A 26072-nucleotide genomic window follows, 5' to 3' on the forward strand; every position below is an offset into this window, starting at 1 on the left:
GCGTGACACCCGGGGCCTGTCGCCCGCTCAGCCGCCCGGCCCCGCCGGCCACAGCGAGAGGGCGATACCGGCGAAGGCCACCAGCCCCGACCAGTGATTGTTGAGGAAGGCCTGGAAGCAGCGCTCCCGATCGCGCTCGCGGATCAGCCGCTGCTGGTGCACGAAGGTCGCCGCCATGGCCGCGAGCCCCACCCAGAAGAAGCCGCCGAGGCCGAGCAGCCCCCCGGCCCAGGCCAGCAGCGCCAGGGTCAGGCCCTGCAGCAAGCCGATCATTAGCCGGTCGGCGCGGCCGAACAGCACTGCGGTGGACTTGATGCCGATCCGCAGGTCGTCGTCGCGATCGACCATGGCGTACTCGGTGTCGTAGGCCACCGTCCAGGCCACGTTGGCGGCGAACAGCAGCCAGGCCACCGGCGGCACCGTGCCCAGCACCGCCCCGAAGGCCATGGGGATCGCCCAGGAGAAGGCCACGCCGAGAAACGCCTGGGGCAGGTGGGTATAGCGCTTCATGAAGGGGTAGAGGGCGGCCAGCACTACGCCCACCACCGAGAGCATCACCGTGAAGAGGTTGGTGAAGCAGACCAGCACGAAGGCGGCCATCACCAGGATCGCGAAGAGCCCCTGGGCCTCCCCCTCGGCGATGCGTCCGGTGGCCAGGGGGCGGTTTTTGGTGCGCTTGACGTGGCCGTCGAGGTGGCGGTCGGCGTAGTCGTTGACCACGCAGCCGGCGGCGCGCATCAGGTAGACCCCGGCGATGAAGATCAGCAGCACCCGGCGGCCGGGCAGCCCCTCGGCGGCGACCCACAGCGCCCACAGAGTGGGCCACATCAGCAGCCAGGTGCCGATGGGGCGGTCCAGCCGGGTTAGGTGCAGGAAGTCGGGCAGCCGGGCAAGTCCCTTGGGGCGCATCAGGGATCGATCCATCTGGGTCTCTCACTTATGAAGACGTGCCGGCAGAGCCTAGCGTGAAGGGAGCTCGAGGTCATCCATCATGGTCGCAAGGAAGGACTCCTGGACCAGCACGGCGAAGCGCCGATGGCGAAACACCGAGCGGCGCGCCCAGGGGCCATCGGCGGCCTGGAAGGGCAGCGGGTCGGCGGTGACCTCCAGGGGCCCGCGGACCAGGTCGGGCTGGCGGAATAGCCAGTGGCCCAGGGAGCGCTCGCCCAGCCGGTCGAGGCGCTGGCCGTGGAGCCCGTCCAGGGGCACCACCGAGCGGGCCATGACCCAGGGGCGCTCGTCCAGGCAGAGCGCCACCTCGCGCAGCCAGGCCAGTCGCCTCTGGGGCAGCCCCAGGGCCAGGGCCTCGTCGCGGTGGGGGCGGCCGAGGCGCTGATCGAGCAGGCGGACCCGGAAGGCGCGCGGGCCCCCGGCGGCGATCAGCCGGGCGGTGAGCGAGTCGCGGGACGCCACCCAACGCCACCAGTCGGGACTCATGGCGGGACGTGCCGCCGCCAGGGGACGCCAGCGTGGATCGCGTGCCGAGCCGTTGCTCACCGTGTCTCTCCGCGTCGATTTCGAGGGCGGCTAGTGTACCATGTTGGATCGACACGCTTTTTCGTGATGGGCCGCCCGGGCCCCCGACTCGAGGAGTTCCATGACCGCCCCCCTGACCATCGTCGGCTCCGGCATGGCGGGTCTCGGACTGCTACGTCAGCTGCGCCAGCTCGACCCCGCGCGACCGATGACCCTGATCACCGCCGACAGCGGCGACGACTACTCCAAGCCGCTGCTCTCCACTGGCTTCGCCAAGCGCCTGCCGCCGTCGCGCCTGGCGGCGCGCTCGGCCCTCGAAGTGGCCGACGAGCTCGACGTCGTGGTGCGAACCCGGGCCCGGGTCGAGGCGATCCACCCCGCGGCCCGGACCCTGACGATCGGCGCCGAGACCCTGCCCTGGAGCGAGTTGGTGCTGGCCACCGGCGCGGCGCCGGCGTGGCCCTTCACGGTGTCCGAGGCCGTCGCCGAGCGCGTCTTAAGCGTCAACGACCTGGACGACTACCGCGCCTTCCATGCGGCCCTGGAGGCGCTCGGCCGGCCGGCACGGGTGGCGGTCATCGGCATCGGCCTCGTGGGCTGCGAGTTCGCCAACGACCTCGCCGCGGGGGGGCACGCGGTGGAGCTGGTGGCCCCGGAACCGGCGCCCCTGCCGCGACTGATTCCCGAGGCCCTGGGCCACGCCTTGGGCGAGGCCTTCCGCGAGGCCGGCATGCGCCTGCACACCGGCCGCACCCTGGCCCGGCTCGAGGGCGAGGGTGAGGGGGTCGCGGTGGGCCTCGACGATGGCGCGTCGGTCTCGGCGGACCTGGTGCTGGTGGCCACAGGGCTCCGGCCGCGCACCGCGCTCGCCGCATCGGCCGGGCTCACGGTCAGCCAGAGGGGCATCCACACCGATCGCCGGCTGGCCACCTCGGCGCCCGGCATCCATGCCCTGGGCGACGTGGTCTGCGTCGACGGGGTCAGCGCCATGTACGTCCAGCCGCTGCTGGCCAGCGCCAAGGCCCTGGCGCGAACCCTGACCGGCACCCCCACCCCGGTGGCCTACGGTCCCTGGCCGGTGCTGGTCAAGACGCCCCTGCTGCCGGTGGTCGCGCTGCCCCCCGCCCGCCCGCCGGCGCGCTGGCGCCTCGAGGGCGAGGGCCGTGACCTGACGGCGCTGGCCGAGGACGAGGAGGGCCGGCTGGTCGGCTTTGCGTTGACAGGGCGCTCAGTGCGTCGGAAAGTCGAACTGGCGCGAGCCGCGCCGCCGTTGCTAGGCTAGGCTCGTCAACCATCGGGCCGCTCGCGGTCATCGGGTCGCGGCGCCGGCGGCATTGCCGATCGCGCGATGCGCATCGCATCCCGCGGAGAGGATCGCTGCGCCATCGTCATGAGCACGATGGAGCCCAGGCGCGTGATGCGCTGACGGGGCGTATGAAATAATCATCCAGTCGGCGACGAATGCCGGCATTTCGATGCCAATATCAGGAGGGCTGTATGCGCAAGCCAGAACTCGCCGCGGCGATTGCCGAGCGTGCGGATCTATCCAAGGACAAGGCCAGCCAGGTGCTCAACGTCATCCTCGACGAGATCACCGGGAGCGTGTCTCAGGGACAGGACGTTTCGCTGATCGGCTTCGGTACCTTTACCGTGCGCGAGCGTGCCGCGCGCACCGGCAAGAATCCCCAGACCGGCAAGCCGCTGACCATTCCGGCCAGCAAGACCGTCGCCTTCAAGCCAGGCAAGGGCCTCAAGGACGCCGTCGGCAAGTAAGGCGCTGCGGCCCGCTCACCCGCGGGCCGCGTGACGCTTCCCTTTCTTTTCTCCGGTTCCGGAGCCGATATGAAGCTGCGACTGATGCTGTGGCTGCTCGGGCTGATGCTCAAGCGCGCCCTGCGCCGCAAGGCGCGGTTCCGTGAACTGCTGGGCGAGATGCGCGGATTGGACTGGGGCATCGCCACCGAGGATCTGTCCATCGCCCGGCACTACCGCATGTCGCCCGGTGGCATCCGCGCGGGCCAGGGCCTGCCGGTGGATCTCGACCTCGAGCTGCGCTTCGTGGACGAGGCCACGGCGCTGCGGGTCCTCAAGACGCCTACCCAGCAGGCCTTCCTCGACGGCATGATGGCCGGCACCGTGCGTCTGGTCGGCGACTCCGGCGACCTCAAGAAGCTGCAACGCCTGCTCAAGCACTTGTAAGCACCGAGCTGAAAGCGCCGAGCGCCGAGCTACAAGCAACCCCCTTGTCGCCTGTCCCGTTGCCCTACACTGTGTGGCCGCTTGGCCGCTTGGCCGCTTGGCCGCTTGGCCGCTTGGCCGCTTGGCCGCTTGGCCGCTTGGCGCCGTTACACCTGCCCGTAGCGCCCCGCTTCCTCGCCCAGCCAGCGGCGGATCAGTGGTCGGCTGGCCTCGGGGTGCTGCGCCAGCAGGGCCTCGGCGAGGGGAGCGACGCGCTCCAGCAGGTCGGCATCGCGCTCCAGGTCGGCGATCTTCATCTGCGCGAGACCCGTCTGGCGGGTGCCCAGCACCTCGCCGGGCCCGCGGATCTCCAGGTCCTTCTCGGCGATGCGAAAGCCGTCGGTGGTCTCGCGCATCACCGCCAGCCGCTCCCGGGAGTGGGCCGAGAGCGGCGGATGGTAGAGCAGCACGCAGAAGCTCTCCACGGCCCCGCGCCCGACCCGGCCGCGCAGCTGGTGCAGCTGCGAGAGCCCCAGCCGCTCGGGGTTCTCGATGATCATCAGGCTGGCGTTGGGCACGTCGACCCCTACCTCGATCACCGTAGTGGCCACCAGCAGGTCCAGCTCGCCGGCCTTGAAGCGCTCCATCACCTCGGCCTTGTCGGCGGGCTTCATGCGCCCGTGGACCAGGTCGATGGCGAGCTCCGGCAGGGTCTCGGTGAGCTCGTCCCGGGTCGCCTCGGCGGCCTGGCACTGCAGCGCCTCGGACTCCTCGATCAGCGTGCAGACCCAGTAGGCCTGGCGCCCCTCGGCGCAGGCGTGGCGGATACGCGCCATCACCTCGGGGCGGCGCTCGTCGGGCATCACCACCGTCTTCACCGGGGTACGGCCAGGGGGCAGCTCGTCGATGACCGAGACGTCCAGGTCGGCGTAGGCGCTCATCGCCAGGGTGCGCGGGATCGGCGTGGCAGTCATCACCAGCTGGTGGGGCGTGAGGCCGCCGGCCTCGCCCTTCTCGCGCAGCGCCAGGCGCTGGTGGACGCCGAAGCGGTGCTGCTCGTCGATGATGGCGAGCCCCAAGCGCTGGAAGTGCACGTCGCCCTGGAAGAGCGCGTGGGTGCCCACCACCATGCGTGCCCGGCCATCCTGGATCGCCGCCTTGGTGTCCAGGCGCGCCTTGCCCTTGAGCTTGCCCGAGAGCCAGGCCACCTCGATGCCCAGCGGCTCGAACCAGGCGCTGAAGGTGCGGTAGTGCTGCTCGGCGAGGATCTCGGTGGGGGCCATCATCGCCGCCTGGCAGTCGGCGATGATGGCCGAGAGCGCCGCCATGGCGGCGACCACCGTCTTGCCCGAGCCCACGTCGCCCTGCACGAGACGCAGCATCGGCACTTCCCGGGCCAGGTCGGCGGCGAGCTCGTCGAGCACCCGCCGCTGGGCGCCGGTCAGCGAGAAGGGCAGCTGGGTCAGGAAGCGGGCCTGCAGGCTGCGTCCGCCATGCAGCGCCGGGGCGCCGTCCTCCTGGATGCGCTGGCGCACCTCCTGGAGGCTGAGCCGATGCGCCAGCAGCTCCTCCAGGGCCAGGCGGCGACGGGCGGGGTGGTGCCCGCCGGCCAGCTGTTCCGGGTCGGCCTCCGGCGGCGGCCGATGCAGGGTGTCCAGGCAGTGGTGCAGCGCGGGCAGGCCGAAACGTTGGCGCAGCGGCTCGGGAATGCCGTCCGGCAGGGCGTCGGGGGCGGCGTCCAGGCGCGCCAGGGCCTGGTCGATCAGCGCCCGCAGGCGGGTCTGGTGCAGCCCCTCGGTGGCCGGGTAGATGGGCGTCAGGTGGTCTTCCACCGGAGCGTCGCCGCCGCCCAGCAGGCGATACTCCGGGTGGTAGAGTTCGAGCCCGGTGGCACCGGCGCGGGCCTCGCCGAAGGCGCGTATCCGGGCCCCGGCCTGGAACTGCTGCTGTTGGGCGGGAGAAAAGTGGAAGAAGCGCAGGCTGAGGATGCCGGAGCCATCGCGCAGGCGCACCAGCAGGCTGCGCCGCCGTCCGTGTACCACTTCGCCGGCCACCACTTCGCCCTCGACCACCGCCTCATGACCGGCGCTCAGGGTGGCGATGGGCGTGATGCGGGTGCGGTCCTGATAGCGTAGCGGCAGGTGGAACAGCAGGTCGGTGACGCGTTCGATGCCCAGCCGGGCGAGCTTGCCGGCCAGCGCCTCGCCGACGCCCTTGAGGTCCGTGACGGGGGCATCGAGCTCGCTCATGCCGGGTCGAGCTCGGCCTGACGGCAGTGCGCGATGGCCTCGGTGACGGCATCGATGGCCCGGGGCCGCGGAAAGCTGGCGCGCCAGGCGATCGCCACGGTGCGCGCGGGCGCCGGGGCGGTGAAGGGACGGCTGATCAGCATGCCGCTCTCGTAGTGCCCAGTGCCGATGGCCGAGCGCGGCAGCACGGTGATGCCGAGCTTCGAGGCCACCATGTGGCGGATGGTCTCCAGCGACCCCCCCTCGGCGGTGAGGGTGTTGGAGGGGCTGTTGAGCTGGTGGCTGATGGCCGGGCAGGCCTCGAGGATCTGGTCGCGGAAGCAGTGACCCTCGCCGAGCAGTAGCAGGCGCTCCTCCAGCAGGTCCTCCTTGTCGATGCTCTCGCGTTCGGCCCAGCGGTGATCGGCCGGCAGCAGTACCTCGAAGGCCTCCTCGTAGAGCGGCTTGGTGACCACGTCGGTCTCGGTGAAGGGCAGCGCGATGATGATCGCATCGAGCTCGCCGCTCCTGAGCTTGCGGCGCAGGTTGCCGGTGAAACCCTCCTCGATGTAGAGCGGCATCTGGGAGGCCTGCCGGGAGAGTTCCGGGATCAGGTACGGAAAGAGGTAGGGGCCGATGGTGTAGATGGCGCCGATGCGCAGAGGGCTCGCCAGCTGGTCGCGGCCGGCCGTGGCCAGCTCCTTGATCACGCTGCTCTGTTCGAGAACGCGCTGGGCCTGTTCAACGATCCGCTCCCCCATCGGGGTGACCTGCACGGTGGATTTCGAACGCTCGAACAGCGCCACGCCGAGTTCCTCCTCGAGCTTCTTGACGGCTACCGACAGGGTCGGTTGGGAGACGAAGCAGCGCTCCGCGGCGCGTCCAAAGTGGCGCTCCTGGGCCAGTGTCACGATATAGCGGAGTTCTGTTAGAGTCATGTGGTGCCGGCAGGCATCCTCTTCTAAAGCGGGTGACGGTCGAAGGCGATCATGACCGATAGGATGGGACACAATAATGCCAATAGGGACTTTTTATCAGGGGGTGAAGAAAAGGTGAAGAAGACGACGACACTGATTCTCGGTTGCGGCGACATCGGTATGGCGCTGGGGAACGAGCTGCTCGAGGCGGGTCACCGCGTGGTCGGGGCGCGCCGCCATCCCCAGGCGCTCGACGGCAGCGGCCTCGAGGCCGTGGCGGTCGACCTCGCCGACCCGGCCACCCTTCCCGGGCTGCCTGACGCCAACACCCTGGTCTACGTGGTCAGCGCCGATCGCTTCGACGAGGGGGCCTATCGCGCCGCCTATCCCGACGGCTTGAAGGCCGTGCTCCAGGAGTTCGCCGGCCGCGACCGACCGCCGCGGCGGGTCTTCTTCGTCTCATCGACCAGTGTCTATGCCCAGCGCGACGGCGAAGTGGTCGACGAGACCAGCCCCGCCGAGCCGTCCGGATTCTCGGGCAGCCTGATGTGCGAGGCCGAGCAGGCGCTGATCGACCACGACCTGCCCGGCACGGTGGTGCGCTTCTCGGGGGTCTACGGTCCCGGCCGCGACCGCCTGATCCGCCAGGTCGGCGAGGGACGCATCGCCCCGGCGAGCCCCGTCATGTATTCCAATCGCATCCACCGCGACGACTGCGCCGGGGTGCTGGCACACCTGATCGGCCTGTCGCTCGCCGGCGAATCGCTCGAGCCGCTCTACCTGGGCAGCGACTGCGAACCCGCGCCGCTCAACGAGGTGATGGCGTGGCTCGCCAGGCAGCTCAAGGTCGAGGCCACCGAGACCATCCAGTCTCCCCTGCGTCGCCGCGCCAGCAAGCGGTGTGACAACGCGCGGCTGCTCGAGAGCGGCTACCGCTTCCGCTATCCGAGCTTTCGCGAGGGCTATGCCCAGGTGCTGCGCGAGGGCGGCTTCCTGCCGGCCATCACCTGAGCCCGACGTGGCGGCGCCGTAGGCTGGTGAAACGAGCATGATCGCGCCTCCCCCAGGTCATGATTCCCCATGACCTGGGGGAGGCGCTGACGCTTGATCAGCCTGGGAACGGGGCGGGCCACCGGTCAGAGGGCCTGGCGGTATACCATTGAATAGACCTCGAAGCCCTCGTTGGGCCGGCCGAGGTGGGCATTGGAGTAGTGCATCGTGCTGGCGCCGAGTTCGCTGCCCTGACCCAGGCGAACGCCGATTCCCAGGCGGCTCTCGAACTGGAAGGCCGTCGAGAGCCGGCGGTTCCCGAGTTCCGTCTCCATGAAAAGACCACCGCCGATGCCCGCCTCGACGAAGGCCCATTCGCCGAGCGCATAGCGCAGGGCCGGTGTCAGTCGCCAGGCGGCGTTGTCGTCGCCGTCATCGCCGGGCAACAGTAGCAGGCCGGTGCCGAGCCTCAGATCGAGAGCGGGGTGGATGTGGCTCAGGTCGATCAGGGTGTCGACGCCGATGCTCAGGGCGAGACTGCCCTCGCTGGTGGAGCCGAGTTCGAGGCTAGGCTCGGCGCTCGCCGGCGCACAGGCCAGCAGGGCGACGGAAACCGCGAACGGCAAGACTAGCGGCTTGGGAGGCATGGCGACTCCTCGGGCAGTGTCGTCCGCGCGAGGGAGACGTAATGGCTGCCTCCCTGGGTGAAGAACGACTGTATTAGCTCAACCCGAGTGTAGTCCCATGTCAGGGAGACGTCCGGCAGCGCGGGGCCCGGCTGTCGCGGCGCCCGGCGCAGCAAGGTGATGTGCGGAGCAAAGTGCTTGGGCCGTCCCGTGAGGTCCATCCCCTCCAGGCCATCCCAGAGCTGGTACTGCAGGTCCCTCAGGGGCGCTTCGCCCTCGGCTCCGCCGACCCAGACGATGCCCGGCCGTCGGAAGCCTCCCCAGCGATCCAGCCGCCACTGCCCCGGCAGGATCGTGAGGCGGGCCAGCCAGTCGCCGATCTCCGTGGCCCGGGGTTCCGGCTGCTCGCCGAGAAAGGCCAGGGTCAGGTGCAGGCTATCGTCGGGTACGCGCCGGCCGCCGCAATGGGGCCAGGCGATGTCCGCGAGCTCGCCGAGCCGCCGGCGCAGGGCCGGCGGCGGCATCAGGGCCAGGAAGAGGCGCATGCCGGGAGGTCAGGGAGAGGATCAGTCGCCGATGACCAGCACGGCTTCCGCCTCGACCTGGGCGCCCTTCGGCAGCGCCTTCACGCCCACCGCGGCCCGCGCCGGGAAGGGCGCCTTGAAGTACTCCTCCATCACCTGATTGACCACGGCGAACTGACCCAGGTCGACTAGGTAGAGGTTGACCTTGACCACGTCCTGCAGGGTGCCGGCGGCCTCCTCGCAGACGGCCTTGAGATTGGCGAAGACCTGGCGCGCCTGCGCCTCGAAGTCGTCGGAGACGATCTCCATGCTGGTCGGGTCCAGGGGGATCTGACCGGAGATGTAGACGGTATTGCCGGCCTTGATGGCCTGGGAGTAGGGGCCGATGGCGGCGGGTGCCTGGTCGGTGTTGATCACGGCCTTGTTGCTCATGGTGGTGCTCCTTGTGACGTTATTGGTGTTCTGCATGTCGAGAAAAGCAACGCCCCACCCGCGCCGTCGGCGACGGGTGGGGCGTTGCAGGATCAGTTACCGAGTCGGGTGATGCGTCCCACGTGAGACAGGTTGCGCAGGCGCTTGATGATGCGCGCCAGATGCACGCGGTTGCGGACCGAGAGGATGAGGTTGACGATCGACAGCCGCGCGTCGCGCTCCTCGATGTCGATGCGCTCGATGTTGGCGCCGGCGTCGGTGATCAGGGCGGCGAGCTCCGCCACCAGGCCTCGGCGGCTCTCCATCTCTAGGCGCAGGGCCGCGGGGAAGTCCTCGTCGATGTCGGGGGACCACTCCAGGGCGAACAGCTTGTCGGGATCATCCCGCAGGTCGCCCAGGTTGCGGCACTCGGCGCGGTGCACGACGATGCCCTTGCCCACCGAGAGATGACCGAGCACCGGATCGCCGGGCAGCGGTCGGCAGCAGCGGGCGAACTTGATCACCATGCCCTCCGCCCCGCTGATCATGATCGGCTGATGAGGCGCCGTCGGCTGCCCCGCGGGCACGCCGGACTCGCCCTGCAGCAGGCCGACCAGCCGGCGCGCCACCACGTGGGCGACGCGAGTGCCGAGCCCGATCGACTCCAGCAGCGGCGCCTCGCTCTTCAGCGAATGCTCTGCGAGCAGGCGCTCGAGCACGCCCTCGGGCAGCTCCTCCAGGCTGGTCTCGAACTGGGCCAGGGCCTTGTTGAGCAGGCGCCGGCCGAGCTGGACCGCCTCGGTCTGCTGCTGGTGCTTGAGGGCGTGACGGATCGCCGAGCGCGCCTTGGCGGTGATCACGAAGTTGAGCCAGGCCAGGTTGGGCCGCGCCCCGGGAGCAGTGATGATCTCCAGGGTCTGGCCACTCTCGAGCCGGGTGGAGAGCGGGGCCAGGTGGCGGTCGATGCGACAGGCGATGCAGCTGTTGCCGATGTCGGTGTGCACGCTGTAGGCGAAGTCGATCACCGTGGCGCCCTGGGGCAGCTCCATGATGTCGCCCTTGGGCGTGAAGACGTAGATATCGTCGGGGAAGAGGTCGTTCTTGACGTGCTCGATGAACTCCAGCGAGTCCCCGGCGTGGCGCTGCATCTCCAGCAGGCCCTTGACCCAGGCGCGGGCCCGGGCATGGCTGCCCTGGGCGATGGGATGATCGGTCTGGCCGGCCTTGTAGAGCCAGTGGGCGGCGACGCCGTTGTTGGCCAGGGCCTCCATCTCGCGGGTGCGGATCTGCACCTCGATGGGCATGCCGCCGCGGCCGAACAGGGTGGTGTGCAGGCTCTGGTAGCCGTTGGCCTTGGGGATGGCGATGTAGTCCTTGAAGCGCCCCGGCACCGGCTTGTAGAGGTTGTGCACCACGCCGAGGATGCGATAGCAGCTGTCGACGTCCTCGGTGATGATGCGAAACCCGAACACGTCCATGATCTCGGCGAAGGACTTCCGCTGGTCGCGCATCTTGCGATAGATCGACAACAGGTGCTTCTGGCGGCCGATTACCGTGCCCGTCAGGCCCTCGTCGTCGAGGCTTTTCTGCAGGCTGGTCTGGAGCTGGCGGATCGTCGAGCGGCGATGACCCCGAGCACTGGAGACGGCGCGCTTGATGCGCTCGGCGCGCATCGGATAGAGGGCCTGGAAGGAGAGGTCCTCGAGCTCGACGCGGATGGTGTTGATGCCCAGTCGGCTGGCGATGCGGGCGTAGATCTCCAGGGTCTCGCGGGCGATGCGGCGCTTCTTCTCGGGGCGCAGGGCGCCGAGGGTACGCATGTTGTGCAGCCGGTCGGCGAGCTTGACGATGATCACCCGGATGTCGCGCGACATCGCCAGCACCATCTTCTGGAAGTTCTCGGCCTGGGCGACCGCCTTGTCCTCGAAGGTGATCTGGGTCAGCTTGGAGACGCCGTCGACCAGTTCGGCCACCGGCTCGCCGAACTGCCTGGCCAGGGCCTTCTTGGCGATGCCGGTGTCCTCGATCACGTCGTGCAGCATGGCGGCCATCAGGCTCTGGTGATCCATGTGCATGTTGGCGAGGATGTTGGCGACCGCCAGGGGGTGGGTCACATAGGGCTCGCCGGAGCGACGCCGCTGTCCGTCGTGGGCCTGTTCGGCATAGTAGAAGGCACGCCTGACCTGCTGGATCTCGTCCTTGGGAAGATAGCCGCCGAGTCGATCGGCCAGGTCATCGATGGTGAACATGCGGCGCGCCCTGAATGCTGCGTGATGGCTCTGCGAACAGAGGGAAAGCGCTCCTGCGTCGAGAGGGCAGGATCACTCCTCGGGATGGCTGCCCGGCTCGAACTCGGGGCGCACGCGTACCGGCGCCGCCTCGACGGGCTCGTCGAGCACGCTGGAATCGACCTTGCGGGCGGCGATCTCGCGCAGCGCCATCACGGTGGGCTTGTCGTTTTCCCAGGGCAGCAGGGCATCACGGGAGCCGCGGGCCAGCTGACGGGCACGGTGAGTGGAGATCATCACCAGCTTGAAGCGGTTTTCGACGTTTTCGAGACAGTCTTCGACGGTGACACGTGCCATGGATGCCTTCCTGAAATATAAGAATAAGGTACCGACGGGCTATGCCCGGGCGGCGCAGAAACGCCCCGGGATATCCACCGACAGGTAGACCGGATAGATTACTCGACGCCCGGTTGCCCTGACAAGCGCCTCGGCCAGGGCCCGGATGCCTCGCGGCGGAACGGGAAGTCAGTCCAGCAGGGCTGCCAGCAAGGGAGCATGGTGCTCGCTCACCTTTTCGCGGGTCAGGCGACGGGCGATGACCAGCGACTGCAGCTCGCGTAGGGCCGTGGTGAAGTCGTCGTTGATCACCAGGTAGTCGTACTCGTCGTGGTGGGATATCTCGTCCACCGCGTCGCGCATGCGCCGGGCGATCACCGCGTGCTCGTCGGTACCGCGGCCGGCGAGGCGGCGCTCCAACTCCTCCCGGGAGGGAGGCAGGATGAACACCGAGACGGCGTCGGGCAGCTGCTGACGCACCTGGCGGGCGCCCTGCCAGTCGATCTCCAGGATCACGTCCTGGCCGGCGGCGAGCATCGCCTGCACGGCGCTGCGTGAGGTGCCGTAGTAGTTGTCGAACACCCGGGCGTACTCGAAGAAGTCGCCCTGTTCGACCATCGCCTCGAAGGTCGGCACCTCCACGAAGTGGTAGTTGACGCCGTCGACCTCGCCCTCGCGGCGCTCGCGGGTGGTGTGCGAGACCGAGACCTGGATGCCGTCGAGGCTTTCGATCAGTTCGCGCACCAGGCTGGTCTTGCCGGCGCCGGAGGGAGCGGAAACGATGAAGAGCGTACCTTGGGCCATGAGCGGTGGTCCCTGACGTTGAAACGGAGAGTGATCGGCTGGAAGGGGCGGAGTATCGCACAGAATGACGGCGCGGCTGTAGCCGCTCCTGCCGTCGTCGGGAGCGGTTCGCGCATCGCCGCCCGGTCTCTGGAATAATGGCGCCCCTTCGCGCGCCACCCGGCGGTGGCGCCATCACTGCCCCAGGGAGCGCGGCATGCCAACGGACACCTTTCGTCCCCGATCGACCCCTCGCTTGGCCGAGACGGCCCTGGCGCTGGGGGGCTTCGCCATCGGCACCACCGAATTCGTGATCATGGGCCTGATGCCGCGCATCGCCGATGACTACGGCATCGCGGTCCAGGACGTGGGCCTCGCCATCAGCGCCTATGCCCTGGGCGTGGTGGTCGGTGCACCGCTGATCTCGGCGATCGGCGCACGGATTCCCCGCCGCCGACTGCTGATCGGCCTGATGGTGTGGTTCGCTGCCGGCAACCTGCTGACCCTGCTGGCCCCCTCCTTTTACGGCTTCGTCGCCCTGCGCTTCGTCGCCGGCCTGCCCCACGGGGTCTATCTGGGCGTGGCGGCGCTGGTGGCCGCCAACGTCGCCGAGCCCCATGAGCGGGGTCGCGCCGTCGGCCGGGTGCTGGCGGGCCTGACCCTGGCGATACTGGCCGGGGCGCCGCTGGCCACCTGGATCGGTGGCCTCGCGGGCTGGAAGGCCGCCTTCGTGCTGGTGGGCGCCCTGGGGCTCGCCACCGCGTTGCTGGTGCGGCTGTGGGTGCCGGTGCAGCCGCCGAATGATGGCGCCTCCCTGCGCTCAGAGCTCTCGGCGATCACCAGGCCGCGGGTGCTCTATACCCTGGCCGTGGCCTGCATCGGCTTCGCCGGCATGTTCAGCGTGTTCAGCTATGCGATGCCGACCCTGACCCATCAGGCCAGCATGCCCGAGGCGCTGGGGCCGCTGGTATTGGCGACCTTCGGAGTGGGTTCGGTGCTCGGCAACCTGGTGGGTGGTCGGCTCGCCGATGCCAACCAGCGCCGGGCCATCGCCGGCGTGCTGATCTGGGCCGCGCTGGTGCAGCTGGGTTTCTTCCTGGCCGCCGATCGGATCTGGAGCGGCCTGCTGCTCGTGGGCCTGGTGGGCACCTGCGGCGCCCTGGTGCCGCCGCTGCAGACCCGGCTGATGGATGTGGCCGGCGATGCCCAGACCATGGCCGCGACCCTCAACCATGCCGCCTTCAATATCGCCAACGGCCTCGGCGCCTGGCTGGGAGGGATGGCGGTGACGGTGGGGCTGGGCTGGTCGGCCACCGGACTGGTGGGCATGGTCATGGCGTTGACCGGGTTGGCGATCTTCCTGATCGCCCTGGCGCGGGAGCGCGCGACGCCAGACCAAGGGCCTGGTGTGACGCGGAGAATTTAGGCGCCTGACGCGGCGCTACTCGATGTTCTGGATCTGCTCGCGCATCTGCTCGATCAGCACCTTGAGCTCGACAGCGCAGCGGGTGGTCTCGGCGACCACCGACTTCGATGACAGGGTGTTGGCCTCGCGATTGAGCTCCTGCATCAGGAAGTCCAGGCGTCGCCCCACCGGGCCTTTCTGGCCGAGCTGGCGTTCCACCTCGGCGACGTGGGTGGCGAGGCGATCGAGCTCCTCGTCGACGTCGGCCTTCTGGGCGAGCAGCAGCAGTTCGGCCTCGAGTCGCTGGGGATCGAGCTCGGCGCGGACGGTCGCGAGCCGCTCCAGCAGCTGGGCCCGCTGGCGCTCGAGAATCTGGGGCATCAGTCGGCGCACCTCGGCCACCTGGGCGTTGACCGCGGTGAGGCGTTCTCGGATCAGCGCGGCGAGCTTCTCGCCCTCCCGGGCACGGCCGGCGATCAGGTCGTCCAGGGCGGCCTGAAACAGCGCCAGGCCCTGTTGCTTGACGGCCTCCAGGTCCGGGGCGCGACGCTCGAGCACGCCCGGATGATCGAGCAGGCGCAGGGCATCGGGCATGGCGGCGTCGGGCACACGCTGGCGCACCTCCTCCAGGGTGATGGCCAGGGCGTCGAGGCGGGCCTGGTCGACGCTCGGCTCGGCTTCGTCGCCGGAGGGCTCGAAGCGCAGGGTGCACTCGACCTTGCCGCGGGCCAGGCGCGTGCGCAGCGCCTCGCGGAAGGCCGGCTCCAGGTCGCGCAACGCCTCGGGCAGCCGGAAGTGGGGCTCCAGGTAGCGCTGGTTGACCGAGCGCAGCTCGAGCTGCAGGTGGCCGGCCTCGGCGTCGCGATCCTGGCGTGAAAAGGCGGTCATGCTGTGGACCATGGAGCCTCCCGATGACGCGTGGTGTGCAGGGGCCCGCAGTGTACCCGATTCCGCGGCCAGACCGTGTAGACCAGAGCGTGTAGAATGGCCGCCATTCCACGGGTGTCTTCCCGTCATCTTCCCGATTCAAGAGAGCTGCCATGACCTCGGAGATCCGGCGTCCCAGCGGACGCGCCGCCGACCAGTCCCGCGACATCCGCCTCACCCGCGACTACACCCGCCACGCCGAGGGCTCGGTGCTGGTGGAGTTCGGCGATACCAGGGTGCTGTGCAATGCCAGCGTCGAGGCCGGCGTCCCGCGCTGGCTGCGCGGCAAGAAGCAGGGCTGGGTGACCGCCGAATACGGCATGCTGCCCCGCGCCACCCACACCCGCGGCGGCCGCGAGGCGACCCGCGGCAAGCAGGGGGGGCGCACCCTGGAGATCCAGCGGCTGATCGGCCGCTCGCTGCGCGCGGCGGTGAACCTGAAGAAGCTCGGCGAGTACACCATCACCGTCGACTGCGACGTCATCCAGGCCGACGGCGGCACCCGCACCGCCGCCATCACCGGCGGCTGCGTGGCGCTGATCGACGCCATCCGCTACCTGCAGCGCGAGAAACTGATCAAGGGCGACCCCTTCCATCAGCTGGTCGGCTCGATCTCGGTGGGGCTCTACAAGGGCCTGCCGGTGGTCGATCTGGACTATCCCGAGGACTCGAGCGCTGATACCGACATGAACGTGGTGATGGCCGAGGGCGGCGAGCTGATCGAGGTGCAGGGTACCGCCGAGGCCGGCACCTTCAGCCGCGCCGAGCTCAACGCCATGCTCGACCTGGCTGAGAAGGCTGGCGCCGAGCTGTTCGCCCACCAGCGCGAGGCGCTGGGGATTCGCGGCTGAGCGAGTTGCTGGCCACGAAGGGTAGACCAGCCCTTGTCAGCCATGCCATAACGCAACGCGCCGGCCCTCGGACCGGCGTGTTGCGTTCCGGACGGGCCGGAACGGCGACGAAGGGAGCGGGCTCAGAGCGTCAGGTCGTACTCGACGATCAGCGGCGCGAACTCCGAGAAGGTCGCGTCGTAGTCGATCCAGGCGTCCACCACGTGGCGGCGGAAGTTTGGCCCGACGATCTGGTAGTCGATGCGCCAGCCCTCCTGGCGGGAGCGCGGCACCTCCTGGTCGAGCTTCGGCCACCAGGTGTATTCGCCGGCGTCGCGGTTGATCTCGCGGAAGGTGTCGATGAAGCCCGTGGGGCCGAAGACTTGGTCCATCCAGGCACGCTCCTCGGGCTTGAAGCCGGGCGTGGTCTGGTTGTCGGCCCAGTTCTCTAGGTCGATGGTCTTGTGGGCGATGTGCCAGGAGCCGCAGATGATGTATTCGCGGCGCTTGCGGGCCATCTTCGACAGGTACTCCTGGTACTGGGCCATGAAGGCCTGCTTGGCGGCGAAGTCGCTGCCGTCGGGCATCAGGAAGCTGGCAATGCTGAAGCGGTCGTAGTCGGCCTGCAGGAAACGCGCCTCGTGGTCGCACTGGGGGAAGCCCAGGCCGTACATGATGGCCTTGGGGATCTTGCGGCAGTAGAGGCCGACCCCCGAGAAGCCGTCCTGCTCCGCATCGAGGAAGTAGCCCTCGTAGCCTTCCGGATAGAGGATGCTATCGTCCAACTCGAAGCTCTTGGCCTTGAGGTTCTGCACGCAGACGACGTCGGCATCCTGGTTGGCCAGCCAGTCGAGGAAGCCCCGTCCGACCGCTTCGCGGATGCCGTTGACATTGATGGTGGCGATTTTCATACGTGGTCCCTTTTGCGTCGCGCGTGTATGATACCCGACGTTTCGACGTTTGGGTAAATGGCGTCAGTCGATAAACGTGATAGGAGGCTCCGTGGCGGACCCGCGCACTGCATCGTCCCTGCAACCCTACCAGCAGGCATTCATCGAGTTCGCCATCGAACAGGGGGTATTGCGCTTCGGCGAGTTCACCCTCAAGTCCGGGCGCGTCAGCCCCTATTTCTTCAATGCTGGCCTGTTCCGCACCGGCCGCGCCCTGGCCGAGCTGGGCCGCTTCTACGCCCAGGCCATCGCCGACAGCGATCTCGAGATCGACGTGCTCTTCGGGCCCGCTTACAAGGGGATCCCGCTGGCCGCCACCACCGCGGTGGCGCTGGCCGACCACCACGACCGCGACCTGCCCTACGCCTTCAACCGCAAGGAGGCCAAGGCCCACGGCGAGGGCGGCAACATCGTCGGCGCCGAGCTCGCCGGGCGCATCCTGATCATCGACGACGTGATCACCGCCGGCACCGCGATCCGCGAGGTGATGGGTCTGATCGACGACGCGGGCGCCACGGCGGCCGGCGTGGTGATCGCCCTGGATCGCCAGGAGCGTGGCCGCGACGAGAGCGACCCGCGCAGCGCCATCCAGGAGGTCGAAGCCACCTACGGCATGCCGGTGGTCAGCATCGTCACCCTGGACCTGGTGCTCGAGTACCTCGAGCAGCACGCCGGGGAGTCGCTCCGCGGCCACGCCGAGGCGATCCGCGCCTACCGCGACCGCTACGGCGTGCGTGCCGACTGAGGCCCAGCGGCGCGTTGCCTGCGCCAGGCGATCCATTCTCGGGCCCCGCACGGGGCCCGAGCGCGTTGTCAGCCCTTAATATCAGGAGCCGTTGATGCTTGACGTGGTGCTCTACCAGCCCGAGATCCCGCCCAATACCGGCAACCTGATCCGGCTCTGCGCCAACACCGGCTTCCGGCTCCACCTGATCGAGCCGCTGGGCTTTACGCTGGACGACAAGCGCCTGCGCCGCGCCGGCCTCGATTACCACGAGTGGGCCCGGGTGCGGGTGCATGCCGACTGGGCCGCCTTCCTCGCCGCCGTGGCCCCTGTGCGGGTCTTCGCCGTCTCGACCCGTGGACGTACGGGCTACCACGAGCCTGGCTATCGCGAGGGCGACGCCCTGGTGTTCGGCCCCGAGACCCGCGGCCTGCCCCAGGCACTGCTCGAGGCCTTGCCCGAGGCCCAGCGCCTGCGCATCCCCATGCTGCCCGACAGCCGCAGCCTGAACCTCTCCAACGCCTGCGCGGTGGTGGTCTTCGAGGCGTGGCGCCAGCTCGAGTTCGTGGGCGCCGGGCTTCCGGGGGCCGGCCTTCCAGGCGGCGATTCTTCTGAGGCCGGCCGCCCGACCACCGACTCCCACGCCTCTGCGAGGAGCTCCTGATGTCCACGTCCATCAAAAGCCGGGTCGCCGGCCTCAACCCCCGCCAGCAGGAGGCCGTGCGCTACATCGACGGCCCCTGCCTGGTGCTGGCCGGGGCGGGTTCGGGCAAGACCAGCGTGATCACCACCAAGATCGCCTACCTGGTGCAGGAGTGCGGCATGAGCGCCCGGCGCATCGCCGCCGTGACCTTCACCAACAAGGCCGCCCGGGAGATGAAGGAGCGCGTGGGCAGCATGCTCAAGGGCAAGGAGGGGCACGGGCTGACCGTCTCCACCTTCCATACCCTGGGGCTCAACATCATCCGGCGCGAGCTCAAGGCGCTGGGCTACCGGCCGGGCTTCTCGCTGTTCGACCCGGAGGATGCCAAGGCGCTGCTGCGCGACCTGATGAACAAGGATGCCCAGGTCGACGCCGAGCAGATCAACGCCGTGCAGCAGCAGATCTCCCAGTGGAAGAACGACCTGCTGCTGCCGGGGCCGGCGCTCTCCCACGCCGAGGACGACGACGAGCAGTACGCCGCCCGGGTCTACGAGGCCTACGTGCGCCACCTGAAGGCCTACAACGCGGTGGACTTCGACGACCTGATCCTGCTGCCGGTGGTGCTGCTGCGTGACGATCCCGAGGCGCTGGCCCGCTGGCGGCGCAAGATCCACTACATGCTGGTGGACGAGTACCAGGACACCAACATCAGCCAGTACCTGCTGGTGAGGCTGCTGATGGGTGAGCGGGCCACCTTCACCGTGGTCGGCGACGACGACCAGTCGATCTACGCCTGGCGCGGCGCGCGCCCCGAGAACCTGGTCACCCTGGGCGAGGACTTCCCGCGCCTGAAGGTGATCAAGCTCGAGCAGAACTACCGCTCCACCGGCACCATCCTGCGCGCCGCCAATACCCTGATCGCCAACAACCCCCACGTCTACGACAAGACCCTGTGGTCGGAGATGGGCGAGGGCGCGGCGATCCGTGTGGTGGTCAACCGCCACGAGGAGGCCGAGGCCGAGCGGGTGGCCAGCGAGATCCTCACCCGGCGCATCAAGGAGTCCGCCGAGTGGCGCGACTTCGCGGTGCTCTACCGCGGCAACTTCCAGGCCCGGCTGCTGGAGCTCAAGCTGCAGCACTACCAGATTCCCTACAAGCTCTCCGGCGGCACCTCCTTCTTCTCGCGCAACGAGATCAAGGATGCCATGGCCTACCTGCGCCTGCTGATCAACCCGGCCGACGATAACGCCTTCCTGCGTATCGTCAACGTGCCGCGCCGCGAGATCGGCCCGAGCACCCTGGAGAAGCTCGCCAACTACGCCAACGATCAGGCCTCCGGGCGCTCGATCTCGCTGTTCGCCGCCTGTCACGAGCTGGGCCTCGCCCAGCAGCTGCCGGAGCGAGCGATGGATCGGCTGTCGCGTTTCACCCACTTCATCGACGGGGTGCGCCGGCGCATGGACCAGGGCGATGCTATCGAGGCCATCCGTGGCATGCTCCACGAGATGGACTACGAGGCCTGGCTCTATCAGAACGCCAGCGCGCCGACCATCGCCGAGCGACGCATGGCCAACGTCTGGATCCTGATCGATCAGCTCGAGAAGTCCATGAATCGTGACCCCGAGGACATGGCCAGCGAGGAAACCGAGACCGACGACGTGGAGGCGGCGATCTCCCGGCTGGTGCTGCGCGACATCCTCGAGCAGCAGGCCGAGGAGGACGACTCCGACCGGGTGCAGCTGTTGACCATGCACGCCTCCAAGGGGCTGGAGTTTCCCCACGTCTACCTGATGGGGCTGGAGGAGGAGTTGCTGCCCCACCGCAACGCCGTGGAGGCGGGCACGGTGGAGGAGGAGCGTCGCCTGGCCTACGTGGGCATCACCCGGGCGCGACGCACCCTGACCCTGACGCTGGCGCGCCAGCGCAAGGCCTACGGCGAGCTGATGGACTGCACGCCCAGCCGCTTCCTCGACGAGCTGCCGGAGGGCGATCTCGAGTGGGAGGGACGCGCCGACCGGGAGGACCCGGGGAAGAAGCAGGCGCGGGGCCAGGACGCCATCGCCGGGCTGCGCTCTCTACTGGGCTGAGGGAATGCTGCGCGATGGCGCAAGCCCTGATCAATATATCGAGCGAGCCAACGCAAGCGGGGCGCCTCAAGGGCGCCCCGCTGGCCTTTCCATGAGCGGAAGCTTACTGCACGGCGCCGACCATGTGATCGACCGCTGCCTTGACCTCGTCATCGGACAGCGACGCGTTGCCGCCCTTGGCGGGCATGGCGTTGAAGCCGTTGATGGCATGGCTATAGAGGGTCTCGGTGCCCTTCTCGAGGCGCGGGGCCCAGGCCTCGGCGTTGCCCTTCACCGGCGCGCCGGCGGCGCCGGTGTCATGGCAGGCCATGCAGGCGGAGTTGTAGATCGCGGCGCCGTCGATGCCGGCCGTGGCGGCCTCGGCGCTGGCGCTGGTCTCGCTCGCTTCGCCCTCGGCACTGGCCTCGGCGGTATCACCGCCGCTCTCCTGAGCGGGCACGTCCATGACCGGTTCGACCAGATGGGCTACCGCGGCCTGGACTTCATCGTCGGAGAGGTTGGGGTTGCCGCCCTTGGCGGGCATGGCGTTGAAGCCGTTGATGGCGTGGCTCACCAGGGTCTCGAAGCCCTTGCCGGTGCGCTCGCTCCAGGCGGCCTCGTCGCCGCGCACGGGCGCGCCGGCGGCGCCGGTCTCGTGGCAGGCCATGCAGACGTTGTTGTAGATGCCGGCCCCATCGATGGCGCCCCCCGAGGAGGCGCTGCTGTCGCCGCCGGCGGCGGCCATGGCGGTGCCACAGTCTTCGCCCTGCAGGCAGAGCTCACCCACCGGTTTCAGGCGTTCCGCGATGGCATCGTGCGCCGCGTCGTCCTGTGCAACGGCGATGCCTGTGCTCAGGCCCAGGGCGGTCAGGCACCCCATGATCAGCTTGCTGGATTTCACTCTCACCACCTCTCGACGGTCCTGTCATCGGAATCACGCTCGGCATCACGTCAGACGGTGGACGCCACGGCGCGCATATATAGTGGGCGACAGTATACCGGCATCGCCAACGCCTGGAAAATCCCTCCGGCTCACGGCACGCGACGGGCCGCTCGGGATGTCGGCTGGACAGCGCTCTGGTGGGCGGGTAGGATGGCGTCCGCCTGGCACCCATCGCCAGGCTGTGCGCCCGTAGCTCAGCTGGATAGAGTATCGGCCTCCGAAGCCGAGGGTCGCAGGTTCGAATCCTGCCGGGCGCGCCACGAATTCAAGGGCCTACGACACTGTCGTAGGCCCTTTTCGTTGTCTGTGACCATCTCTGATGGGACGCTGAAAATATGCATTTTAACTAATTTATATCTGGCCAAGGCATGGTCACACGATGTGGCTCTATTCGATTGCCCCCACTTAAACTCCTTGACCTACCATATGACTCCTGTATAGCCACTGGCTGGTGTGATGGCGGATCAACATGAGTAATCAGGATTGGTGTTGACGTCGGCCTTTGGTCGACCGCGGGCTGGCTCTCTGCTCCAGCGCAGCATTCGGTCCGCGACCTCAGGCACCCGGCCACGAGGCAGCAGGCGGCCCTGCTGTGTGTTTCTGGTCGCGAATTACTTCCAAGGGCCTTTTCGCGAGTATATGCCCCAAGTTCCCCTTTCCAGGTGGGGGCTTGAGGTCGCGTTTTACCGGGGCCGGGCGGCTTAGGCATGCATCGAGGACGCAACTGTCTGGCGGGGCAACAACCACCGCCAGGAGACAGCGCCGTACTCTGCTATCATGTACCGCTCGGTGCGCGCTTGATCCGAGGCTAAGCCCTAGACCTGGCCCCCGTTCTCGGGGGCCAGCGTGATAGCGTACTGTCTGGCTTCCAGCTGAAACCCGGACAGTCACCGCGACCAGGAGCGCTCCCGCCCGTGCCCGACAGCGCCCCAGCTACTGAACCCCGGACAGTGAGTAGCCGCTCCGCCAACGACGCGCTACGCGGCGAATGTGTCTCGGAGCAGGAGGGGCTGCACGTAACCAGGTCCGTGATGGCGGCAAGAGAATCTGCGGTATTCGGCAGGTTATCTGCCTCACAGTGGCACACATGGGGATATTGAAGTGCTCTGAGCCGGTCACCAGGCATATGGTGTACCTGCCAGGCGTCGCACTTCGACGTGGGAGAGCCAGTCAATGTTCCGGACACCGTCCTCCAGGCGTCGGGTCACGGCGTCACTCTCGAAGGGTGAGTGCTCGTCCAGACAGATCACCACCGTGACAGCCCCCTCCAGGTAGTGCAGCTCCATCTCGCGAATCGCCGCCCAGACGTCCAGCTGCCCCCAGCATGCTGTCAGGGCAGCCTCGACCTCGGGGCGCAGTGGCAGCCCTGGGAAGCGGCTGGGGTCGCCTTCGCCGGCGTCATCCTCGGGATCGATATGGAAGGTGAGGTCGGTGAGAGCGGGAAAGGCGTTGCGCAGGCGGCGGCTCACCTCGTTGCCGATCTCGTGGCCCTCGGAGACGCTGATCCGCGGCGACACCACTACGTGCAGGTCGAGCATGGTGTGCCCAGCAGACTGGCGGGTACGCAAATCGTGGATGCCCTCGACGCCGGCCACACTATTCGCCACCTGGCGCATCTCCTCCTGGGTGGCCACCGGCAGGGCGGTATCCACCAGCTCCCGGCTCGACTCCCACAGGAGATCCCAGCCCACTTTGCCGACCATCAGGCCGACGATCACTGCTGCAACGGTATCGATCCAGCTGGCGCCGAACTGGCTGCCGATCAGGGCGACCATCACCACGCCAGTAGAGAGCACGTCACTGCGGTGGTGCCAGGCATTGGCCTCGAGCATCTTCGAGCCGATGCGCCGTGCCACCCGGCGAGTCAGATGGAAGAGCCACTCCTTCGACAGCAGCGCCAGAGCGGTCAACAGGATCGCCCAATAGCCGGGCGGCGGAATCTCGGCGGAAGAGACGAGGCGCTCGAGGCTCGACCAGGCGATACCACCGGCTACGAAGATCAGCACGCTGCCTAGGAACAGTGTCGCCAGGGTCTCGATACGGCCGTGGCCGTAGTGGTGATCGTGATCAGGTCCCTGATGGCCATAGTGGGACGCGGCAAGCACAAAGCCATCGGTCACCAAGTCAGAAAAGGAGTGGATTCCGTCGGCGACCAAGGCAGCGGATCCGGCGATCCAACCGATCAGAATCTTAGCCACGCCAAGCAGGGTGTTGATCGCCGCGGACAGGTAGGTAATGCGCCGGGTCGCCTGATGCTTCGCGAGGTTGGTCTGCATGAATGTTCCCTTTGGCACTCCGCGGTGCAAGCCACCATGAGGTGTCGGGAAATGGTACCGGGTTGGTGCAGATTGGCACAATGCACCGACTTGGATGACATATTGCCATTAACTGGTTGGTAGGCTTTCAGGCGAGCGGCCGGCGACATACCCTTCATCACGGCGGTGCGCCGCAGATAATCTGCGACCTTGAAGAAGACCTGAAGCATGGCCCCCACTCCCGGCCTCAGGAACAGCGCCCAACAGTGCAGAGCGAATGCGTAGACCCCGGGATATTCATGAGGGAGTGACGAAGAACCTTTTTTTGCTGATGGCTCGCTTGCTGAATCGCCACCAACAGGGCGTGGGCCAGCAGCGACAAGGTGATGTGGCGATGCCAGCTGGCCCAGCGCCTCACCTCATACTCATCCAGGCCGCATTTCCCCTGGCCGTCTGAAAACCCTGCTCGATTTTCCAGCGCTGACCCGCGACACGAACCAGCGTCTCAATCGACACCCAGTCCCTGGGCGCATGAACCACATAATAGGCCAACTCATCCGGTGTCGAGAGGCTGCGTCGGATCAGGAGATAATGTCTCCAGCGGCGTGCCTCTGCCGTGGGTTGCACCCTCATCAGGGGGGCCAACGCCCAGTCGTACCAGCGTTCGCCCTTGCTGCCTGATCCAGCGGATAGGGTCTGCCACGCGTCACCCGGCAGTGACGCTGCGATCTCGTCAGCTCGCGTATATTGAAAGCTCTGCCACCATAAGGATTCGTTGCAAGCCACTTCTAAAACAAAGGGTTGCGAGCGTTCCTCCAGCCATAGGCGCAGGCTGCGGTTGCCGCCATAGACGCTATCCCCTGTCACCCAAGCGGCGGGTATCCCTTGGTCCAGCGCACGCTCTAGCATCCGGCGAGCGAGCTCGGGTTTGCTGGCGAATTCGACGTCATCGGGGATGCCCGCAAGCCGACAACGCTCGCGGTCCTGTGTCCAGGATTTGGGCGAGTACAAGGCGCGATCCAGGAAGGCATGCCCTGCCTGGCTAGCGTAGAGAAGAAAGACGCCGATCTGGCTATTTTCAATACGGCCGTCGGTGCCACTGTACTGGCGTTGCACGCCGGCCGAGTGCTGACCTTTCTTGATAAAGCCGGTCTCGTCCAGGACCAGAACACCCTCAGGCGAGCCCAGCGTATCGATGACCCATTGGCGGAGGACATCGCGCGCCACCTCCGCATCCCAGCGGGCGCGATCCAACAGGTACTGCACCCCATCTGGGGTGGCATCTCCGAGCCACTCGGCAAGATACCAGCTATTCTTACGTTCGCACGGACTGAGCAGCCCCTGGAGGTAGCGTAGGGCACGATCGCGCGTCTCAGAGCGCGGAAAGAGCGGGCCTAACCGATCTGCCAGGTCATCCAACAATGCTGAGACAGAGAGATCCAGTTCTTGCATCTTTCACCCTGTGATTGCTTCCATATCAACCACATACATTGTAGCTTGTTCAGTTACGACTGTAGTACTAGGCGCTATGTGGGCAATAAGCCCAACGCCTCGACTTTCGGCTTGCGCGAGCTGTTGTACAAGGTTCTTGGCACCGACCTGACATAGATTCATGGGTTGGGGGCCTATCTGGTGCTCAAGCTGATCGCCGAATGTGGCATCGACATGGCCCGCTGGCCAACGGCCAAGCATTTCACTTCGTGGCTCGCCCTGTCCCCGGGCAACAAGATCTCAGGCGGCAAGCTGTTGTCATCGCGAACGCGGCGGACCAAAAGTCGAGCGGCGGCCTTGTTACGCTTAGCCGCCACTGTCATCGGACGAACGGAGACGGCGTTGGGCGCCTTCTATCGCCGACTCGACAGCCGCATCGGAAAGGCCAAGGCCGTCACCGCCACGGCACGCAAGATGGCGATATTGTTCTACAACACCCTCCGGTTCGGCTGGCAGTACCAGGACCCGGGAGCCAACCACTATGAAGCACGGTATCGGCAGCGGCTGGTGAGTAACCTCCACCGCCGTGCGAAGTCGCTGGGCTATGAGCTGGCTCCCGTGCAAGCCTTCGAGAAAGGAGTTTCTTAGGAAAGGCCCGAGCGATCTGGGGAGACGAGGACGAATGATCAGCACTTCAGATCGCCAGGACGCCGTACAGCTGATCGATGAGGCGCGTGCCGAGGGAGCCCGCCTGCAAGCCGCATGTTCGGAGCTCGGCATCGGTACCAACACCTACCGTCGTTGGGTGCGGGGCGATCAGGACCGCCGACCTCAGGCCGTGCGGCCGGTCCCGCGCCACGCGCTGTCACCTGAGGAGCGTCAGCAGGTGCTGGAGATCTGCCATCGTCCCGAGTTTGCCAGCCTGCCGCCCGGGCAGATTGTGCCAAGGCTGCTGGACGAGGAAGGCCTCTACGTGGCGTCAGAGTCCAGCTACTACCGCATCCTCCGGGCACATGGCGAGCAGCAACATCGTGGCCGCGCTCGTGCCCCACATCCCAAGGGCGACCCACAGCGACACCGCGTGACACGTCCCAACACCTGTTGGAGCTGGGATGTGACGTATTGTGTGCCTCGACCCTGAAGGCAGCAGGAAGTAGCTGAATGGGCACGAGCATGACTGGAATACCTTCATGACGAGCAG

At 67.7% G+C, this 26072-nt stretch carries 25 protein-coding genes, 1 tRNA gene and 1 pseudogene; 12 read left to right on the top strand and 15 right to left on the bottom strand.

Annotated features, from left to right (window positions below):
• Window positions 1-27: 27 nt before the first annotated feature.
• Together ubiA and FEI13_RS01175 are read right to left on the bottom strand one after the other, a co-directional pair.
• A complete protein-coding gene (gene ubiA / locus FEI13_RS01170) occupies window positions 28-924 on the bottom strand; it encodes a 4-hydroxybenzoate octaprenyltransferase (protein WP_138178841.1) in 897 nt (298 codons plus the stop codon).
• 36 nt (window positions 925-960) lie between these two features.
• Window positions 961-1437, bottom strand: coding sequence for a chorismate--pyruvate lyase family protein (locus FEI13_RS01175; protein WP_138178867.1), 477 nt, complete (start codon window positions 1435-1437; stop codon window positions 961-963).
• 160 nt (window positions 1438-1597) lie between these two features.
• Here FEI13_RS01175 and FEI13_RS01180 point away from each other — a divergent pair, with 160 nt between their 5' ends.
• The 3 genes from FEI13_RS01180 to FEI13_RS01190 all read left to right on the top strand — a co-directional run bounded on the left by FEI13_RS01180 (window position 1598) and on the right by FEI13_RS01190 (window position 3675).
• Window positions 1598-2758 (top strand): FAD-dependent oxidoreductase, encoded by a 1161-nt coding sequence (locus tag FEI13_RS01180; RefSeq protein WP_138178842.1) that lies wholly within the window; start codon window positions 1598-1600, stop codon window positions 2756-2758.
• A 215-nt stretch (window positions 2759-2973) separates the two neighbouring features.
• A complete protein-coding gene (locus tag FEI13_RS01185; protein WP_089851221.1) occupies window positions 2974-3249 on the top strand; it encodes an HU family DNA-binding protein in 276 nt (91 codons plus the stop codon).
• 69 nt (window positions 3250-3318) lie between these two features.
• Entirely contained in the window at window positions 3319-3675 is a 357-nt protein-coding gene (locus FEI13_RS01190) for a hypothetical protein (RefSeq protein ID WP_138178843.1), read from the top strand.
• 146 nt (window positions 3676-3821) lie between these two features.
• Here FEI13_RS01190 and recG read toward each other — a convergent pair whose 3' ends face one another.
• Both recG and FEI13_RS01200 read right to left on the bottom strand, forming a co-directional pair.
• Window positions 3822-5903, bottom strand: a complete 2082-nt coding sequence (gene recG, locus FEI13_RS01195; RefSeq protein WP_138178844.1) for an ATP-dependent DNA helicase RecG — start codon at window positions 5901-5903, stop codon at window positions 3822-3824.
• Window positions 5900-6820 (bottom strand): hydrogen peroxide-inducible genes activator, encoded by a 921-nt coding sequence (locus tag FEI13_RS01200; protein ID WP_138178845.1) that lies wholly within the window; start codon window positions 6818-6820, stop codon window positions 5900-5902. The genes recG and FEI13_RS01200 overlap by 4 nt, the downstream gene beginning before the upstream one ends.
• A 114-nt stretch (window positions 6821-6934) precedes the next feature.
• Here FEI13_RS01200 and FEI13_RS01205 point away from each other — a divergent pair, with 114 nt between their 5' ends.
• Entirely contained in the window at window positions 6935-7810 is an 876-nt protein-coding gene (locus tag FEI13_RS01205) for an SDR family oxidoreductase (protein ID WP_420841546.1), read from the top strand.
• Window positions 7811-7935: 125 nt separating this feature from the next.
• Here the strand turns inward: FEI13_RS01205 and FEI13_RS01210 are convergent, their stop codons facing one another.
• The 6 genes from FEI13_RS01210 to gmk form a co-directional block, all read right to left on the bottom strand.
• Window positions 7936-8436, bottom strand: coding sequence for an acyloxyacyl hydrolase (locus FEI13_RS01210; protein WP_138178846.1), 501 nt, complete (start codon window positions 8434-8436; stop codon window positions 7936-7938).
• Window positions 8418-8960 carry an RNA 2',3'-cyclic phosphodiesterase gene (gene thpR, locus FEI13_RS01215; RefSeq protein ID WP_138178847.1) on the bottom strand — a complete coding sequence of 181 codons (543 nt, stop codon included), beginning with the start codon at window positions 8958-8960 and terminating at the stop codon, window positions 8418-8420. Before thpR ends, FEI13_RS01210 begins: the two co-directional genes overlap by 19 nt.
• Window positions 8961-8981: 21 nt before the next feature.
• On the bottom strand, window positions 8982-9371 hold the full coding sequence (locus FEI13_RS01220; RefSeq protein ID WP_138178848.1) for a RidA family protein: 390 nt from the start codon (window positions 9369-9371) through the stop codon (window positions 8982-8984).
• A gap of 92 nt (window positions 9372-9463) precedes the next feature.
• On the bottom strand, window positions 9464-11599 hold the full coding sequence (locus FEI13_RS01225; RefSeq protein ID WP_138178849.1) for a RelA/SpoT family protein: 2136 nt from the start codon (window positions 11597-11599) through the stop codon (window positions 9464-9466).
• 72 nt (window positions 11600-11671) lie between these two features.
• On the bottom strand, window positions 11672-11935 hold the full coding sequence (gene rpoZ / locus FEI13_RS01230) for a DNA-directed RNA polymerase subunit omega (protein ID WP_138178850.1): 264 nt from the start codon (window positions 11933-11935) through the stop codon (window positions 11672-11674).
• A 168-nt stretch (window positions 11936-12103) separates the two neighbouring features.
• Complete coding sequence (gene gmk, locus FEI13_RS01235; protein ID WP_138178851.1) at window positions 12104-12718, bottom strand: guanylate kinase; 615 nt, start codon at window positions 12716-12718, stop codon at window positions 12104-12106.
• 196 nt (window positions 12719-12914) lie between these two features.
• Here gmk and FEI13_RS01240 point away from each other — a divergent pair, with 196 nt between their 5' ends.
• On the top strand, window positions 12915-14123 hold the full coding sequence (locus FEI13_RS01240; protein ID WP_138178852.1) for an MFS transporter: 1209 nt from the start codon (window positions 12915-12917) through the stop codon (window positions 14121-14123).
• Window positions 14124-14138: 15 nt separating this feature from the next.
• Here the strand turns inward: FEI13_RS01240 and FEI13_RS01245 are convergent, their stop codons facing one another.
• On the bottom strand, window positions 14139-15002 hold the full coding sequence (locus FEI13_RS01245) for a YicC/YloC family endoribonuclease (RefSeq protein ID WP_138178853.1): 864 nt from the start codon (window positions 15000-15002) through the stop codon (window positions 14139-14141).
• A 140-nt stretch (window positions 15003-15142) separates the two neighbouring features.
• Between FEI13_RS01245 and rph the strand changes: the two genes are divergently transcribed.
• Entirely contained in the window at window positions 15143-15880 is a 738-nt protein-coding gene (gene rph / locus FEI13_RS01250; protein ID WP_138178854.1) for a ribonuclease PH, read from the top strand.
• 122 nt (window positions 15881-16002) lie between these two features.
• Here the strand turns inward: rph and FEI13_RS01255 are convergent, their stop codons facing one another.
• Window positions 16003-16770 (bottom strand): exodeoxyribonuclease III, encoded by a 768-nt coding sequence (locus tag FEI13_RS01255; protein ID WP_138178855.1) that lies wholly within the window; start codon window positions 16768-16770, stop codon window positions 16003-16005.
• Window positions 16771-16861: 91 nt separating this feature from the next.
• Between FEI13_RS01255 and pyrE the strand changes: the two genes are divergently transcribed.
• The 3 genes from pyrE to rep all read left to right on the top strand — a co-directional run bounded on the left by pyrE (window position 16862) and on the right by rep (window position 20263).
• Entirely contained in the window at window positions 16862-17554 is a 693-nt protein-coding gene (pyrE, locus tag FEI13_RS01260) for an orotate phosphoribosyltransferase (RefSeq protein ID WP_138178856.1), read from the top strand.
• 94 nt (window positions 17555-17648) lie between these two features.
• Entirely contained in the window at window positions 17649-18197 is a 549-nt protein-coding gene (trmL, locus tag FEI13_RS01265) for a tRNA (uridine(34)/cytosine(34)/5-carboxymethylaminomethyluridine(34)-2'-O)-methyltransferase TrmL (RefSeq protein WP_240036380.1), read from the top strand.
• On the top strand, window positions 18197-20263 hold the full coding sequence (gene rep / locus FEI13_RS01270; protein WP_138178857.1) for a DNA helicase Rep: 2067 nt from the start codon (window positions 18197-18199) through the stop codon (window positions 20261-20263). The genes trmL and rep overlap by 1 nt, the downstream gene beginning before the upstream one ends.
• A gap of 103 nt (window positions 20264-20366) precedes the next feature.
• On the opposite strand, the gene FEI13_RS01275 is transcribed toward rep, so the two are convergent.
• Window positions 20367-21143 carry a c-type cytochrome gene (locus FEI13_RS01275; RefSeq protein WP_240036381.1) on the bottom strand — a complete coding sequence of 259 codons (777 nt, stop codon included), beginning with the start codon at window positions 21141-21143 and terminating at the stop codon, window positions 20367-20369.
• A gap of 225 nt (window positions 21144-21368) precedes the next feature.
• On the opposite strand from FEI13_RS01275, the gene FEI13_RS01280 reads away from it, so the two are divergent.
• A tRNA-Arg gene (locus FEI13_RS01280) sits at window positions 21369-21445 on the top strand.
• Between the two features lie 855 nt (window positions 21446-22300).
• Here the strand turns inward: FEI13_RS01280 and FEI13_RS01285 are convergent.
• A complete protein-coding gene (locus FEI13_RS01285; RefSeq protein ID WP_138178858.1) occupies window positions 22301-23461 on the bottom strand; it encodes a cation diffusion facilitator family transporter in 1161 nt (386 codons plus the stop codon).
• Between the two features lie 226 nt (window positions 23462-23687).
• A pseudogene (locus FEI13_RS01290) lies at window positions 23688-24892 on the bottom strand (IS701 family transposase).
• 165 nt (window positions 24893-25057) lie between these two features.
• On the opposite strand from FEI13_RS01290, the gene FEI13_RS01295 reads away from it, so the two are divergent.
• Together FEI13_RS01295 and FEI13_RS01300 are read left to right on the top strand one after the other, a co-directional pair.
• Complete coding sequence (locus FEI13_RS01295) at window positions 25058-25519, top strand: transposase (protein WP_275668702.1); 462 nt, start codon at window positions 25058-25060, stop codon at window positions 25517-25519.
• A gap of 34 nt (window positions 25520-25553) precedes the next feature.
• On the top strand, window positions 25554-26012 hold the full coding sequence (locus FEI13_RS01300; protein ID WP_158294500.1) for a helix-turn-helix domain-containing protein: 459 nt from the start codon (window positions 25554-25556) through the stop codon (window positions 26010-26012).
• The last annotated feature ends 60 nt before the right edge of the window (window positions 26013-26072 follow it).

Source organism: Halomonas urmiana, assembly GCF_005780185.1.
Classification (GTDB): Bacteria; Pseudomonadota; Gammaproteobacteria; order Pseudomonadales; family Halomonadaceae; genus Halomonas; species Halomonas urmiana.